The sequence below is a fragment of the Leptogranulimonas caecicola genome (assembly GCF_023168405.1).
Lineage (GTDB): Bacteria > Actinomycetota > Coriobacteriia > Coriobacteriales > Atopobiaceae > Leptogranulimonas > Leptogranulimonas caecicola.
The window spans coordinates 605,950-621,559 of record NZ_AP025285.1; the positions used below are offsets into that span (position 1 = coordinate 605,950).

Annotated in this window: 10 protein-coding genes; 6 read left to right on the forward strand and 4 right to left on the reverse strand. The window is 62.5% G+C overall.

Going from position 1 to position 15,610, the window contains the following annotated elements:
• The first annotated feature begins 272 nt into the window (after nt 1-272).
• Both OR601_RS02740 and OR601_RS02745 read left to right on the forward strand, forming a co-directional pair.
• Nucleotides 273-1,337 carry an NAD(P)-dependent alcohol dehydrogenase gene (locus OR601_RS02740; protein WP_265592114.1) on the forward strand — a complete coding sequence of 355 codons (1,065 nt, stop codon included), beginning with the start codon at nt 273-275 and terminating at the stop codon, nt 1,335-1,337.
• Nucleotides 1,338-1,445: 108 nt separating this feature from the next.
• Nucleotides 1,446-2,564 carry a CobW family GTP-binding protein gene (locus OR601_RS02745; RefSeq protein WP_265592115.1) on the forward strand — a complete coding sequence of 373 codons (1,119 nt, stop codon included), beginning with the start codon at nt 1,446-1,448 and terminating at the stop codon, nt 2,562-2,564.
• An 11-nt stretch (nt 2,565-2,575) separates the two neighbouring features.
• Here the strand turns inward: OR601_RS02745 and OR601_RS02750 are convergent, their stop codons facing one another.
• Nucleotides 2,576-3,901 carry a serine hydrolase gene (locus OR601_RS02750; protein WP_265592116.1) on the reverse strand — a complete coding sequence of 442 codons (1,326 nt, stop codon included), beginning with the start codon at nt 3,899-3,901 and terminating at the stop codon, nt 2,576-2,578.
• Between the two features lie 5 nt (nt 3,902-3,906).
• A complete protein-coding gene (locus OR601_RS02755; RefSeq protein WP_265592117.1) occupies nt 3,907-5,271 on the reverse strand; it encodes a PFL family protein in 1,365 nt (454 codons plus the stop codon).
• Between the two features lie 183 nt (nt 5,272-5,454).
• Between OR601_RS02755 and OR601_RS02760 the strand changes: the two genes are divergently transcribed.
• Nucleotides 5,455-7,566 (forward strand): acyltransferase family protein, encoded by a 2,112-nt coding sequence (locus tag OR601_RS02760; protein WP_265592118.1) that lies wholly within the window; start codon nt 5,455-5,457, stop codon nt 7,564-7,566.
• Nucleotides 7,567-7,934: 368 nt separating this feature from the next.
• Here the strand turns inward: OR601_RS02760 and OR601_RS02765 are convergent, their stop codons facing one another.
• Nucleotides 7,935-8,819 carry an ABC transporter substrate-binding protein gene (locus OR601_RS02765; RefSeq protein WP_265592119.1) on the reverse strand — a complete coding sequence of 295 codons (885 nt, stop codon included), beginning with the start codon at nt 8,817-8,819 and terminating at the stop codon, nt 7,935-7,937.
• Between the two features lie 649 nt (nt 8,820-9,468).
• Here OR601_RS02765 and OR601_RS02770 point away from each other — a divergent pair.
• Both OR601_RS02770 and OR601_RS02775 read left to right on the forward strand, forming a co-directional pair.
• A complete protein-coding gene (locus OR601_RS02770) occupies nt 9,469-10,155 on the forward strand; it encodes a TetR/AcrR family transcriptional regulator (protein WP_265592120.1) in 687 nt (228 codons plus the stop codon).
• Between the two features lies 1 nt (nt 10,156).
• Nucleotides 10,157-14,824: an acyl-CoA dehydratase activase-related protein gene (locus OR601_RS02775; RefSeq protein WP_369945987.1), complete on the forward strand. Its 4,668-nt coding sequence runs from the start codon at nt 10,157-10,159 to the stop codon at nt 14,822-14,824.
• On the opposite strand, the gene OR601_RS02780 is transcribed toward OR601_RS02775, so the two are convergent.
• Nucleotides 14,821-15,081 (reverse strand): M20/M25/M40 family metallo-hydrolase, encoded by a 261-nt coding sequence (locus OR601_RS02780; protein ID WP_265592121.1) that lies wholly within the window; start codon nt 15,079-15,081, stop codon nt 14,821-14,823. The genes OR601_RS02775 and OR601_RS02780 overlap by 4 nt on opposite strands.
• On the opposite strand from OR601_RS02780, the gene OR601_RS02785 reads away from it, so the two are divergent.
• The gene (locus OR601_RS02785; RefSeq protein WP_265592122.1) at nt 15,005-15,610 is read left to right on the forward strand and encodes a glycosyltransferase; all 606 of its coding nucleotides are present in this window, start codon (nt 15,005-15,007) and stop codon (nt 15,608-15,610) included. The two genes, OR601_RS02780 and OR601_RS02785, sit on opposite strands and share 77 nt — an antisense overlap.

Genomic DNA, 15,610 nt, shown 5'->3' on the forward strand with positions numbered 1-15,610 from the left:
AAAGAAAATATTCAGCAATATGGAGCCTTTTATAACTTACAGCTCTGACATGGGGTTATATGCCAAGAATATTCACATATAAGTAAAATAATTATAGAAAAATATTTAGGGATATAGGGTGCCATTGACATGCCATTTACTGCTCGTAGCCTAGAATTACTCCGTTCATACTGCCAGTGGTTTTGCTCCGAGAAATGGCTATTATCCTTAAGCTTGCATTTAGTTTGTAACAAACGCCCTTTTAGAGTGCCACCAAAGAGAGGAAGTGTGTCATGAAGGGTTATGCAATGCTCAAGATCGGTGAGTCGGGGTGGATTGAGAAAGAAGCCCCCGTCTGCGGCCCCAACGACGCCATCGTCAAGCCCTTGGCGGTAGCCATCTGCACCTCCGATGTGCATACCCTCTGGGAGGGCGCCATCGGCGAGCGCCACAACATGATCCTGGGTCATGAGGGCTGCGCCGAGGTTGTCGAGGTGGGCGAGTGCGTGCACGACTTCAAGCCCGGCGATCGCGTGCTTCTTCCCGCCATCACCCCCGATTGGAACTCCCTGGAGGCCCAGGCCGGCTACTCCATGCACTCCGGTGGCATGCTGGCGGGCTGGAAGTTCTCCAACTTCAAGGACGGCGTTTTCGCCGAGCTCATCCACGTGAACGACGCTGACGGCAACCTGGCTCTCATGCCTGAGGGCATGGATGTGGCTGAGGCCTGCATGCTGTCCGACATGGTCCCCACCGGCTTCCACGCCTCCGAGTTGGCTGACGTCCAGTTTGGCGACACCTGCCTGGTCATTGGCATTGGCCCCGTGGGTCTCATGGCCGTGGCCGGCGCTGCCCTCCGCGGCGCTTCTCGTATCATCGCCGTGGGCACCCGTCCCAACTGCATCGAGGCTGCTCGTGGTTATGGCGCCACCGACTTCATCTCCTACAAGAACGGCCCCATCGGCGAGCAGGTGCTGGCCATGACCGACGGCAAGGGCGTCGACAAGGTCCTCATCGCCGGCGGGGACGTGGATACCTTCAAGGAGGCCGTCGTCGCTGTGAAGCCCGGCGGCAAGATCGGCAATGTGAATTATCTTGGCTCCGGCGACTACATCGACATCCCCCGTGTTGAGTGGGGTGTTGGCATGGGGCATAAGGAGATCAACGGTGGCCTGATGCCCGGTGGTCGCCTGCGTATGGAGAAGCTTGCCAGCCTGGTCACCTGCGGCCGCCTGGACTTGAAGCCCCTCCTGTCCCATGTCTTCCATGGCTGGGACCACCTAGAGGAGGCCCTCTTCCTGATGCGCGACAAGCCTGCCGACCTCATCAAGCCCGTCGTGGTCATCGAGGAAGACTAGTCTTATCAAGGTTGATGCGCTCTGAAGGCGCGCCAGCTTCTCGCTATTTGCAGCAATGCGGGCGGTGTCACAGATTGTGGCGCCGCCCTTTTTTCTAGGGGAGGCACCATGAAGGTACTCGTGATCTCAGGCTTTCTGGGAGCAGGCAAGACCACCTTTATCCAGGAACTGGCGCGGCGCACCCACCGCGACTTTGTGATCTATGAGAACGAATACGGTCAGACCGATATCGATAGTCAGGTGCTCAAAGAGGGCACTGGCCTCGAGGTCTGGGAATCGCTTGATCGTTGCATTTGCTGTACTGGCAAACAGGATTTCGCCACCAGCGTGCTCACCATCGCCAACACCTTAGACCCTGAGTACCTGGTGGTCGAGCCTACGGGCGTCGCCAAGCTTTCCGCAGTGCTCGACAACGTGGACAAGGTCACCTACGAGCGCATCAGCCTCCTTGAGCCCGTGTGCATCGTGGACTGGGAGTCTTGGCAGTCTGAGAAAGAGGCCTACCCAGAGATCTTCAACGACCAGCTGGACGCCGCTCCCACTGTGGTGATCTCCAAGATACCCGCTCGGGATGATGCCCAGGCAGAGGGTGTTGACGAAGGCCTCGACGACCTGGTGGGGTCCATCTGCGACGCTAAGCCCGGCGTCGATATCAAGGCAGTCCCGCTCTCAGAGATTCCCGACGAGTGGTTTGAGTCGTTGCTTCACCGCGACCTCAACCCCGAGCAGGCAGCCGCTGAGCCAGCACCCTCGCCTGACGAGGATCCCGGACTTGAAACCTTCGCCCTGGGCCACGCCTCTGTGTCTACTGCAGCTCATCTGGCGTGGCTTTTGGATGCCCTGGTGGCAGGGGTCTTTGGCAAGGTGGCGCGTGCCAAGGGCTTCGTGCGCACCTTGGACGGCCTGCTGCGCTTTGACGTGGTGGCCCGCCGCTGGGCCGTCACTGGTGCGGAGGAGCTGGGAGAAGAGCTCGACGCCGAGGAAGCCAAGGCAGTGTTTATCGGCAAGGATTTGGAGCGCAATTTCTTGCGCGAGGCCTTCTTGCCCCTCAGGTGGCACGCCGAGGAGCGCCTCCAGGAAGAGGAGCGCCATCACGACCATACCCACTGCGACCATGAGCAAGGCTACTGCGAGTATGGCGAGCATGGTCATGAGGACCACGAACCCGGGCGGCGCGCGCACCCCAAACATGGGGGTCATGAGCACGAGGGCCACGAGAACCATTAATTCCTCTGCCGCTAGGCCAGCCGAGAAGTGCGTGCCTCGATAAGCCGTTGGGCCAGGGTGTCCAGAGAGGCTACCAGGGGGTCGAGGGCGTCAAAGTCGTCGCCCTTGTTGGTCATCACCGCCATGATGTAGGCGTCGCCGTCGCGAACCACCAGGCCGGCGTCCACCGTGGAGTTCTGGGACTCGGTGGCGATCCAGCCGGGCTTCGACCAGGTGACGGCATCGGGCAGCTGAGCGATAGGACTGTTGAGCGGCTCTGAGAAGATGGCGGCTCCGTAGTCGTGAAGCGTCTCGGCCTCGCTGTCGCCCAGACACCAGGCTGCAGACTCCACCCAGAGGTCTGCCAGCTGCTCAGAGCTCAAATCCACATAGGAGCCCCAGTTGTCGCCCAAGGTCTCGGAGGAGCCTGCATTGTTCAGCCATTGGTTGATGGTGGCGGTGCCAAAGGCATTCTTGGCGGCGATGTAGCTGTTGTTGTCCGACTCGGTGATGGCCAGCGTCACGCTGTCTTCCAGAGAGCCCAGCTGGTCGGGGCTTTCAAGCTCCGAGAGCACCGAGAGCACATAGGGCCCCTTGATGGAGCTCGCACTATAAAACGGCTGTTGGGAATTGTAGGCGGTCAGCTTTTGGCCGTCGGCGGTGCAAATATAAAACCCGCATTGGTTGCCCGAGGCTTGGATAGCCCCAATATCTGTGCCTACCTGCACATATAAAGGTGCGATGGAGCGGTAGCTCTCTATGAGCGTGTTTTCGAAAGTCCCCAGGGCCTCCAGATTGGTCTGGGCGCGTGCCTGCTCGGCGACCCTCGCCCCATGGTGCTGTATCCCTAGGATCACCAGGCCTACCGCCAGCGCTGCCAGCAGCCCGGCGGCGCTGGTCGCCAGCTTGCGAAAGCGCGCGCTTCTGCGCCACTCCTTCATGAAGCGCTGGCTCAGAGACCCTTGAGGGGCTCGCCTGGGTTTCCTGCCGAGAAGCCCGCGTCCTGCCGTCTGCGGCCAAGAGGGGAGTTGGGGCATAGACCGGCTGCGACGAGGCTTTTGCCGAGAAGCCCTGCGCTGCTGGCGCTCGGCCCTATGACGAGTGGAGGCCTCTCGCTGCGAAGAACCCAAGCGACCCCGGGTAGCGGCGCCAGGAGCTGGGTTGGGGAGGCCAGAAGGCCTCGAGGCGGCAGTCGAGCGTTTCTCGGCAGGGAAAGGTCGCCAAGAGTCGCGAGCTTGTCGAGAGCTGTAGCGGTCGCCAGGGTCGCCGGCGCGGGGATTGCGGCCGCGGGCTCGAGAGCCGGAAGGGCGCTTGCGAGGGTCGGCGCCTGGGTGCGTGGAGGATCCGGAGTCGCTCATGGCCGTCAGTTTTTGAGGGAGTTCAAAGGCGCGGGGATGTGGCCACCGCGGTGGGCGAAGACGGTGCCTGCATGGGGGTTTACCTCCATGACCGGAGCCTCGCCAAAGAGGCCGCCAAAGACCAGGGTGTCGCCGGCCTTCTTGCCGATGGCCGGGATGATGCGCACGGCAGTGGTTTTGTTGTTGATGACGCCAATGGCCATCTCGTCGGCGATGATGCCGGCCAGGGCCTCGACGGGTGTGTCCCCGGGGATGGCGATCATGTCCAGGCCCACCGAGCATACGCAGGTCATGGCCTCGAGCTTTTCCAGGGAGATGGCGCCGTCTTGAGCGGCGCGGATCATATCGGCGTCCTCGGAGACGGGGATGAAGGCGCCGGAGAGGCCGCCCACGCTGGAGCTGGCCATGACGCCACCCTTCTTCACCGCGTCGTTGAGCATGGCCAGCGCGGCCGTGGTGCCGGGGCCGCCGCATTGGCCCACGCCGATGATCTCGATGATGCGAGCCACCGAGTCGCCCACAGCAGGAGTGGGAGCCAGCGACAGGTCCACGATGCCCTTGGCCACACCTAGGCGCCTGGCAGCCTCGCGGCTCATGAGCTCGCCGGCACGGGTGATCTTGAAGGCGGTCTGCTTGATGCGCTCGGCCACGTCGCCCAGGCTGGCGGTGGCAGGGAGCTCTTCCAGCGCGGCCGCCATAACGCCGGGGCCCGAGACGCCCACGTTGATGACGGCGTCCGCCTCGCCGGGGCCGTGGACCGCGCCGGCCATAAAGGGCGAGTCTTCCACCATGTTGGCAAAGACCACCAGCTTGGAGGCGGCCACGCACTGCTCGTCGCGGGTGAGCTCGGCGCACTCGAAGATCTTGTGGGCCATGAGGTCCACGGCGTCCATGTTGACGCCGGCGCGAAGGGTCGCCACGTTCACCGAGGAGCATACTCGCTGGGTGGTGGCCAGCGCCTCGGGGATGGAGTGGATGAGCCGGCGGTCGCCGTCGCCGATGCCCTTTTGCACCATGGCCGAGAAGCCGCCCAGATAATCGATGCCCAGCGTTTGGGCAGCGCGATCGAGCGCATGGGCCACCGGCACAAAACTCTCGTCCGGGCAGCAGGCGGCAACTTGGGCGATGGGGGAGACCGAGATGCGCTTGTTGATGATGGGGATGCCGTACTCGCGCTCCAGGGCCTCTGCGGTAGGCACCAGGTTTTGGGCGGCCGTGCAAATGTGGTCGTAGATCTTACGGCAAAGGGCGTCCATGGAAGGATCTGCGCACCCTGCTAAAGAGATGCCCATGGTGATGGTGCGAATGTCGAGATTCTGCTGGGACACCATGTTGAGAGTCTCAAACACCTCTTTTGGCGTAATGGCCATGAACGCTCCTTGTCTTTAAGAGCCAACATCTCAAGGCGCTCCTGCCGAGAAACCCTTGCATCCTCAGATGGGGGTTCTTCTCGGCAACGCCCTTTCATTTTGCATGGTACCAAACCATGGAATAATGGAACTCTCAACGCAATGCAGGTTTTCATGTTCGACGTCTTCAAGGAGTGCTCATAGGTGACCTCGTCTTCTCGTGCCCGCACCACAACCTCTTCCAGCGCTCAGGAGGCCTCCCGCCGTGCTCCTCATAGATCTGCCAGGCCCCCTCATAAGCGACCCGCGCAATCTGCGCCTCGCCGTCCTCAGGCGCGCGTGGCCTCCCTGGACGGCCTTCGCACCTTGGCGATCGTGGCCATCGTGCTCTATCACGCCCAATGCCCCTGGCTTCCCTCAGGGCATATGGGCGTGGTGATTTTTTTGGTGCTCACGGGCTACCTGTTCACCGTGTCGCTTTTGCGCCGCCTGCGCGCACGACGTTACTCGCTGGCCGCCATCTGCCGCCGCCGCTTCCTGCGTGTATGGCCGTCCATGGCCGCCATGGTGGTCGCCCTCACCGCTCTTTGCGTGGTGGCCAATCACGTGCTGCTCACCAAGCTTCGTCCCGACATCGTGCCCTCCCTGCTCTTCTTCGACAACTGGCACTACATCGCTTCAGGTCAAAGCTACTTCGGCGCCATTGGCTCGCCCTCGCCGCTCACACCGCTGTGGTATGTGTCCTTGGATGCCCAGCTTTGCCTCATTTGGGCGATGGCGGTATGGCTGGTGGCCAAGCTGGCTCCCCGCCGATCGCTCACCTGGGTCCGCCGGCTCGCCTTGCTGGGCGCCCTTGCCTCGCTGGTGGCCATGGCGCTGCTCTACAACCCCGCCGCCGACCCTTCCCGCGTCTACTACGGCACCGACACCCGCGCCTTCTCCTTCCTCGCCGGCGCCTGGCTGGCCGTGGTGTGGTCGCCCAACTTGGCGGCCTCCAAGGCCCAAGGCTTTGCCTTTGCCTCGCGCCTTTTGCCTTTGCTCAAAGCCCGTGGAGCTTCTGGCGCCTCTGCTGCCGAGAAGCCCGCAGCTTTCCGCGCGGCCGTTCAACCCCAGGTGGTACGGGTTTCTCGGTCGGTCATGCAGGGGGCTTCTCTGGGCGCCCTGGCTTTCCTGGCGCTCATCATGGTGCTCGTGCCCGCCGATGCCCCCTTCTTCTACTGGGGCGGTATGGGCTTGGTGACGGTGGCTACCTGCGTGCTTCTGGGGGCCTTGGCGGTGCCCGGGCTTTGGGTGACGCGCCTCTTTGGCCTGCCTGCAGCTGCGTGGGTGGGCGCGCGCTCCTACGGGCTCTATCTGTGGCACTACCCGCTGTTGCTGCTCATCGGCGGCAACCTGGCCAAAGGCCAGCTGGCGCAGTTTGTGGCGGCGGTGGGCGTGGCCTGCAGTGCGGCTATGCTGTCGTTTCACTTTATCGAGCGGCCGTTCCAGTCCGGCGCGGTGATGGCGCGGCTTGCCGATGCTCGCCATCGCAAAGCCGTCATAGCAGCTCTTGCGGTGGTGGGTGTGGCCGCTGTGGGCTTGGCGCTGGTGCCAGAGACCTACCTGGTTCCCCAGGAGGCGATCAAGTCCACCGGCGACGCCGCCGATGCTGCGGTGGATACTTCTAAGATCGATCGATCAGAGGCAGCTGGGGGCGAGGCTGCCCAAGGCGAGGCCGCAGATCCTTCGGCCCAGCTGCCCCAAGAGCCCTTCTCGCTTACCGCCGGCGCTCAGGAGATTCAAGAAGGGGCGTTCGCGCCGCTGCTCATTGGTGATTCGGTGCCGGGGGACAGCCCTTTCAACCTGTGGTTTCCCTCGGGATTTATGGATGCCTACATCGGCCGCCATCCCTCCCAGGCCTTAAGCTTGCTCAAGGGCTATGTGGAGCAAGGGGCGCTCTCTGACTGCCTGGTGCTGGCGACGTTCTCCAACTCCACCGCCACACCCGAGCAGCTGGACGAAATGGTGGCTGCCGCCGGCGAGAACGTGCAAATCTATCTGGTAGGGACGGTCAACAGCGACGGTTTCCAGGACGAGCAGAACGCCAACCTCCAAGCCTGCGCCGCCAAGTACGACAACGTCGCCTATGTGGATTGGCCCAGCGTGGTGGCCGGCCATGAGCAGGAATACCTCTGGGGCGACGGCACCCATCTGCGCCCTGAGGGGGCCCGCGCCTACCTAGACGCCATCTCTCGCACAGTGGCTCCCCAGATGATCGCCGAGGGCGCCACGGTGACCCCGCTCACCCCAGAAGAGATGACTCAGGCAGGGGCCTAGCGTCTATGGCCAAGAGACGCCCTGGCCTCCTGGCTTTTGGCTGCGTTGGGATCTGGCATCCATGCAGTCAAGGCGCTAATAACGAGTTTTTGGCAGCAGAAGAGGTTTTTTGGCAGCTGATACGTTATAAGCGGGTTTTCTGCACTGGGGTTTTGTAAAACCCCAGTGCAACTGGACCCGCTTATAACGAGAAATGCCTCCGTCCACGCATCTCCCGGCCGGCTCACGCATCTTTCGGCCCGCCCATACGCCTCCCGGCGCCTTGCCACAAGAAAGCACCCCAAAAGCCTGGGCTTTTGGGGTGCTTGTCATATCTCAGCAACCTGAGAGCTCGCGGTTGCAGCTATAACCTTAGGGCTGGCGGCTCCTTAGAGGGTGGTGCCAAACCACTTCTGCTCAAGCTCATCCATGGTGCCGTCGTCCTGCAGCTCCTGGAGTGCCTGGTTGATTGCCTTGGTGAGGCCGGGGTTGTCCTTGGAGACCACGATGCCGTACTGCTCGCCGGTGGGAATCTCGGTGGTAATCTGCAGGTCGGAGTAGGCCACGCTGATCTCGTACTCGGCTACCGGCAAGTCGCAGACCACGGCGTTGTAGGTGCCTGTCTGGAGTCCAGTGAGAGCTTGAATAACGTCGTCTAGAGGAACAATAGTAGCGTTGGGAAGATTCTCCTGGGCCCAGGCCTCGCCGGTGGTGCCGGCCTGGACGGCAATTTTCATGCCGGAGACATTGAGGGTGTCGATGTCGGTGGCGGTGGCGTCCTTCTTCACCACGATGGCCTGGTTGGAGTCCATGTAGGGGTCGGTCATGTCCACCTCCTGCTGGCGCTCGTCGGTGATGGTGATGGCGCCGATGGAGACGTCTGCCTTGCCGCCCTGCTTGATGGTGGGCACGATGGTGTCGAACTGCACAGAGGGCAAGATGTTGGGCTCGAGCCCCAGTTTGTCGCAGACGGCCTTGTAGACGTCCACGTCAAAACCCTCGAAGTTGTCGACGGGATTCTCGTGGCTCTGGTCTGTGGACATGGACACGAAGGGCGGGAAGTAGAAGTTGGAGATCATGGTGAGCTTGCCGTCCTGCACCAGGGTGTAGTCGTCGGTCGCTGCGGCGTCGCTGGACGTCTGAGCGCTGTCGCTGCTTGTGGAGGAGGATTGGTTGGCCGACTGGTTGTTGGCAGAGCCGCAGGCCGCCAGCACTACCGCCAGGGTGCAGGCCATAAGGCAGCCAAGCACCTTGATGAACGTGTTCTTTTTCATGAGGACTCCTTGTGTGGTAGGTCTTCGCCAAAGCGCACGCACTGCGGCCAGAACCAATGCAGTCCTATCCCAAAGGACGATGGCCGGCATTTGTGGGCTCATCCATCAAACTTTAGGCGTGGGCCAGTGCGTGGAGCCTATAGTGCCACCTTTCATCTGCCGTTAAGGGCCATTGGGCCATCCGTTACAAAGCGTTTATCAAATAGCTATGATTGTGCAGCAGGACGCAAAGCATTCTTTAAAGATACGATCTCATGCATATAATGCTGCCTTTTCTACTTTTAAGGTTATTTTTTAGCGGTGCCTCTCCAAATCAGCCATGCCTTTTCAAAGGCGGTCCTCCTCATGGCTGCATCTCCCATTGGCTTGCGTGCAAGGCTGCTTCCAGCTGCCTGTGAAGATCTTCCATCTAGACAATTGTGCGCGCCTCATGGGGGCATCGCGCCTATTCCACTATTTCACAGACTGTGCAATACTACTCATGCTGTTACTTAGTGCACACACTGTGTAGTAAGTCCAGGGAGCTTTCAGGCTATGGCTGCCGAGAAGCCCGTGCCCTCGCTGCTGGCGCTTCTGCCATCCCTCGAGCCCAAGCGCATAAAACGCCTCGGCTTGCCTCTAGACTTACGCCGCGACCCAGAGGAGCTTTGTGCCCACAATCTCTCAGACCAACGCAGATCCTCGCTGCGTGCGCACCCGCGAGCGACTGCGCGATGCGCTGGGCCAAGCGGTGGCTCAAGAGGGGGATCTCTCTCGGGTAACCGTCACCTGCGTGGCAGACATCGCAGGGCTTACCCGCCGCACGTTCTACTCCCACTACAAAGACATCCAAGACCTGGTGACCTCCATCGAGGACGAGGCCCTCTCAGACATCCAGAACCTTACCTGGACCATCTGCGAGACCCATCTTGAAGATGTCTTTTCAGCCTGTGACAACCTGGAGCCGGTGCCCGGGGCCGTGGAGCTGCTCACTTATTTCAAAGAGCGTGGCAGCTATCTGGCGCCCCTTTTGGGACCCTCAGGAGATCCCCGTTTCATGGAGCGGCTCAAAGCCCAGTTGCATACGAGCTTCTCGGCGAGAGCCCTAAGCGGCATTGACGAGCGGGCCCTCGGCACCTTCTTCGACTACTACATCACCTTCGCCGTGAGTGCCGAATGCGGCGTGCTCGAACGCTGGATCATAGGCGGCATGTCCGAGCCCGTCGAGGCTATGGCGCGCCTTATGACCCTGCTCATGTTCGTGCGCCCTGGCGACCTCTATAACAACTCCTACGACCTGAATATCCCCCTCTACGGCCTCACCCTGATGACTTTCCTGGAGGAACACCGTGACTAACATCCAAGAAAACCCCTACGGTCTTGAGGCTCGCGGCGCCGAGCTGGTGCCCTGCGCGCTCTCTGCTGCTGCCGAGAAGCCCGTGCCTTCCCTTGAAGACCTCCGCCTGGGCATCGACGTGGGTTCCACCACGGTGAAGGTGGCGGTCATCGACTCTCAGGGCCAGCTAGTCTATGCCAACTACCAGCGCCACCACACCGACATCCGCGCCTGCGCCAAGGACCTCTTCTTGAAGGCTCAGGCCTGGGTGGGCGATACCCCTATGCGCGTGTCAATCACCGGCTCCGGTGGCCTTCTGCTCTCTCAATGGCTGGACCTGGAGTTTGTTCAGGAGGTCATCGCCTCCAAGCGTGCCGTGGAGACCCTTATCCCCCAAACCGACTGCGCCATCGAGCTGGGTGGCGAGGACGCCAAGATCATCTACTTCGACAACGGCATCGAGCAGCGCATGAACGGCACCTGTGCAGGCGGCACCGGCGCCTTCATCGATCAGATGGCTTCCCTTTTGCATACCGACGCCTCGGGTCTCAACACCCTGGCCGAGAAGGCCACCCACATCTACCCCATCGCCTCTCGCTGCGGCGTCTTTGCCAAATCCGACGTGCAGCCCCTGCTCAACGAGGGCGCTGCTCCGGCAGACATTGCCGCCTCCATCTTCCAGTCAGTGGCCAACCAGACGGTCTCCGGTCTAGCATGTGGCCATCCCATCCGCGGTCATGTGGCCTTTTTGGGCGGCCCTCTCCAGTACCTGCCTCAGCTGCGCGAGCGCTTCTACGAGACGCTGGAGCTGCCTGAGGACTGCCGCATTGTGCCCGAGAACGCCCATCTCTTTGTCGCCACGGGCGCCGCGCTGGCAGGCGAGTCGTCTAAGCGCTCCACCTTCAGCCAGGTGATCGATGCGCTGGACTCGCTGGGCGACACCCAGGGCTCTGAGGTAGAGCGTCTCGACCCGCTCTTTGCCACCCAGAAAGACCTGGACGAGTTTCACGAGCGCCACAGCCGCGAGGTAGTGCCCACCGCAGATCTTGCCAGCTACCAAGGGCGCGTGTTTATCGGCATCGATGCTGGCTCCACCACCATGAAGGCCGCCATGGTGGGCGAGGAGGGCCAGCTGCTCCGCACTTGGTACGGCAACAACAACGGAGACGTGCTGGGCACCGCCACCATCATCATGGACGACTTCTATGATGCGCTGCCTGAGGGCTGCGTCATAGGGCACGTGACCACCACCGGCTATGGCGAGGCGCTGCTCATCGAAGCGCTTAAGGCAGACTCTGGCGAGATCGAGACCGTAGCTCACCTGCGGGGCGCCAAGGCCTTCGTGCCCCAGGTGGAGTTCATCTTGGACATCGGCGGCCAGGACATGAAATGTCTGCGAGTAAAAGACGGCGTCATCGACTCCATCATGCTCAACGAGGCCTGCTCTTCTGGCTGCGGCTCCTTCATCGAGAGCTTCGCCGATTCCATGGGCATGGACGTGCGCGACTTTGCCGCCGCCGCGGTGGGCGCCGACAAGCCGGTGGATTTGGGCAGCCGCTGCACGGTGTTCATGAACAGCCGCGTGAAGCAGGCCCAGAAAGAGGGCGCTACCGTAGGCGACATCGCGGCAGGCCTGTCCTACTCGGTCATCAAGAACGCGCTCTTCAAGGTCATCAAGCTCCGCGACGCAGAAGAGATCGGCGCCTCAGTGGTGGTTCAGGGCGGCACCTTCATGAGCGACGCAACGCTGCGCGCCTTCGAGCTGCTCACCGGCCGCGAGGCCATCCGCCCCGACATCGCCGGTTGCATGGGTGCCTACGGTGCCGCCCTGCTAGCCCGCGATCGTGCCGGCAAGGACGGCACCTCGAGCCTGCTCACCCGCGCCGAGATCGACAACCTTAGGGTCAAGCGCATCAAGGCCCACTGCGGCCGCTGCTCCAACAACTGCCTGCTCACCATCAACGACTTTGGCGGAGGCCGCCGCTTCATCACCGGCAACCGCTGCGAGAAGGGTGCAGGCTCCCACAAGCAAAAGTCGCAAGCCCCTAACCTCTTCGAGGTAAAGAACCGCCTGCTCTTCGACCGTCCTTCCTTGGATCCCGAGCGCGCCCCCCGCGGCACCGTGGGCATCCCCCGCGCCCTGAACATGTACGAGAACTATCCCTTCTGGCATGCCTTCTTTACGGAGTTGGGCTTCTCGGTCATTCCTTCCGATAATTCCACCAAGGCCACCTACGAGGCGGGCATCGAGTCCATGCCCTCCGAGAGTGTGTGCTATCCTGCCAAGCTCTCCCACGGCCATGTGGTGAACCTGCTCCAAAAAGACGTGGACTTCATCTGGATGCCCTGCGTGCGCTGGGAGCGCCAGGAGGATCCCACCGCAGGCAACCACTACAACTGCCCCATCGTCATGAGCTATCCCCAGGCGTTGGAGCTCAACATGGACGAGCTGGCAGACCCCTCGGTGGAGTATCTGGCGCCTTTTGTGCCCTATGACGACAAGAACGAGCTCAAGCGCCGCCTCTACGAGGTAGTGAGCGTGCAGCGCGAGGCCGACGCAGCCTCGGGCCGCGGCCGGGTGCGCGGCGAGCATATCACCCGCGCCCAGATCGACGCCGCAGTGAACGCCGCCTGGCAGGCAGACCTGGACTTCAAGCGCGCCATGGAGGTGGCGGGCGACGAGGCTCTGGCTTGGATCGAGGCCAACGACGCCCACGGCATCGTGCTGGCAGGGCGCCCTTACCACAACGACCCCGAGATCAACCACGCCATCCCCGAGCTGGTGGCCTCCTTTGGCTTCGCGGTGCTCACCGAGGACTCGGTGGCCCATCACATGCGTCCCGAGCGCCCCATCCGCGTGGTGGACCAGTGGATGTTCCACAGCCGCCTCTACCGTGCCGCCCGGTTTGTGGCCAGCCGCAACGACCTGGACCTCATCCAGCTCAACTCCTTTGGCTGCGGCCTAGACGCCCTCACCACCGACCAAGTGCAGGAGATCCTGGAGGCTGCCGGCAAGATCTATACCGTCTTGAAGATCGACGAGGTCTCCAACCTGGGCGCGGCCCGCATCCGCATCCGCTCCCTCATGGCGGCCTTGAAAGAGCAGCGTGCCGAGCTGGAAGCCCAATACCCCGGCGCCGAGCACCTGCCGCAGGAGCGCACTGCTGCCAGCGCGGCCTTCGCCAAGCCCCGCTACACCCAGGAGATGTTCGAGGAGGGCTACACCATCCTGGTGCCCCAGATGGCTCCCATCCACTTCGCCCTGGTGGAGCCCATCATCAAGGCTGCTGGTTATAACATGGTGCTTCTGCCCTCGGTGGACCGCGGCGCCGTGGACGCTGGCCTCAAGTATGTGAACAACGACATCTGCTACCCCTCCATCCTGGTGACCGGCCAGATCATGGAAGCCATCGAGAGCGGCAAGTACGACCTTGACAAGACCGCCGTCCTCATCACCCAGACCGGCGGCGGCTGCCGCGCCACCAACTATATCGCCCTCATCCGCAAGGCGCTCAAAGACTCCGGCAACGGCCACATTCCCGTGATCTCTCTGGCAGTGGCCGGCGGCCTGGACGAGGACAACCCCGGCTTCAACCTGCTCAAGCCGGCCGTCTTGGTGAAGGCCTGCTATGCGCTGCTCTTTGGCGACCTCATCATGCAGCTGCTCTATCGCACCCGTCCCTACGAGGATGTGCCCGGCAGCGCCAACGAGCTCTTCGAGCAGATCATGGCCGAGGCCGAGGCCGCCATGCCCACCATGGGCCCTCGCGACTTCTACCGCCTGTGCCAGCGCACCATCGACGCCTTCGAGATCCTGCCGCTGGTCAACGACCGCTCCAAGCCCCGCGTGGGCGTGGTGGGCGAGATCCTGGTGAAGTTCCATCCCACCGCCAACAACGAGGTGGTCAAGGTCATCGAGTCCGAGGGCTGCGAAGCGGCGGTGCCCGGCCTGGTGGACTTCTTCCTCTTTGGGCTCACCAGCCCCATCAACATGAGGGGAGAGCTGGGCAGCTCTTTCAAGCGCCGCGCCACCCACATGGCGGGTATCAAGCTCATCGACTCTTTGCGTGCCCCCATCAACCGCATGCTCGAGGAGACCACCCGCTTCGAGCCCTACGCCCAGATCTTCGAGCTGGCCGAGAAGGCCAGCCAGATCCTGTCCCTGTGCAACACCATGGGCGAGGGCTGGCTGCTCACGGCCGAGATGGTGGACCTCATCGAGACCGGCTGCCCCAACATCGTGTGCTGCAGTCCCTTCGCGTGCCTGCCCAACCACGTGGTGGGCAAGAGCGTCATCAAGCGCCTGCGCCAGATGCATCCGGAGTCGAACATTGTGGCGGTGGACTACGACCCCGGTGCCTCCGAGGTCAACCAGCTCAACCGCATCAAGCTCATGATCTCGGTGGCCAAGGAGAACTTCCGCGCAGCCCAGGCTGCCGGCAGGGGCGCCGGCTCCTTCAAGCTGGTGAACCCCGAAGATCCCACCCTGGGCTATGAGCCGGTAGACGAGCGTGAGCTGCGCCGAGGTGCCACTTCTCTTTGCCATGCCCACATGAACGCTGCCGAACCTATTCGCCTCTCCGACGCCCAGCTGCGCATGATCGCGGCGGCCGAGGCCGAGGCCGCGCAGCGGGCACGGGCCAAGGCGGAAGACGCAGAGGTTGAGCGCTCAGAGGTTGCACGCAGCTAGAGGCAGCAATCGGCTGCGAGCTTCGAGAGGACCCGGCGGACCCGGACAAGGTCTGCCACCGGCACATGCTCGTTGGGTTTGTGCGCCACTTCCAGGCTGCCGGGTCCATAGCTTAAAAATTCCAAGTTGCCGGTAGCGGCTGCCATGACCGCGGTGTCGGTGTAGCCCGTGAAGATGTCGATGGGCGCGGCGGCGCCGGCAGTGCGCAAGCGGCAGACGAACTCAGCGGCTGCAGCTACGGCGTCAGCGTCCTCCAAGCTGCGGCTGGCCGGGAGCTGGGGCAGCGCTCAAGCTCAGTGCGACGCCATAGGCGCCCAGGCAGCGCGCCTTGCGACCCCGGTGGAGTTTCTTGGGCGCCTGGATCCAGAGCATCTCGCCCAGGAGTATCGAGCTGCGAGCACCTTTGTGCTCCCCTCGTTTTTCGAGGGGCTCCCGTTGGTGGCGGTGGAGGCTCTGGCCTGCGGCTGCAAGGCGGTGCTCACCGATCTCCCCGGCATCCGTCCCTGGCTTTCCTTGGGGCTTCCCCAGGCGTCGGTGCGCTGGGTGACGCCTCCTGCCATCGCCGACGTGGACAAGCCCAAGCTCTCAGACCTCCCGGCTTTCGAGACTCGCCTTGCCGAGAAGATCGCGGCCTCCCTAGCTGATCCTTCCCCTGTCCTAGATGCCACGGCCCTCTCCTGGGGCGGGGTGCTCCAGAGGATCCTCTCGTCCGCAGGAACCGGGCGCCCGACTGATTTTGCCCGTCCATCCGAAGCTTTGCCGGCACTCGGGTACACTTTCATCTAG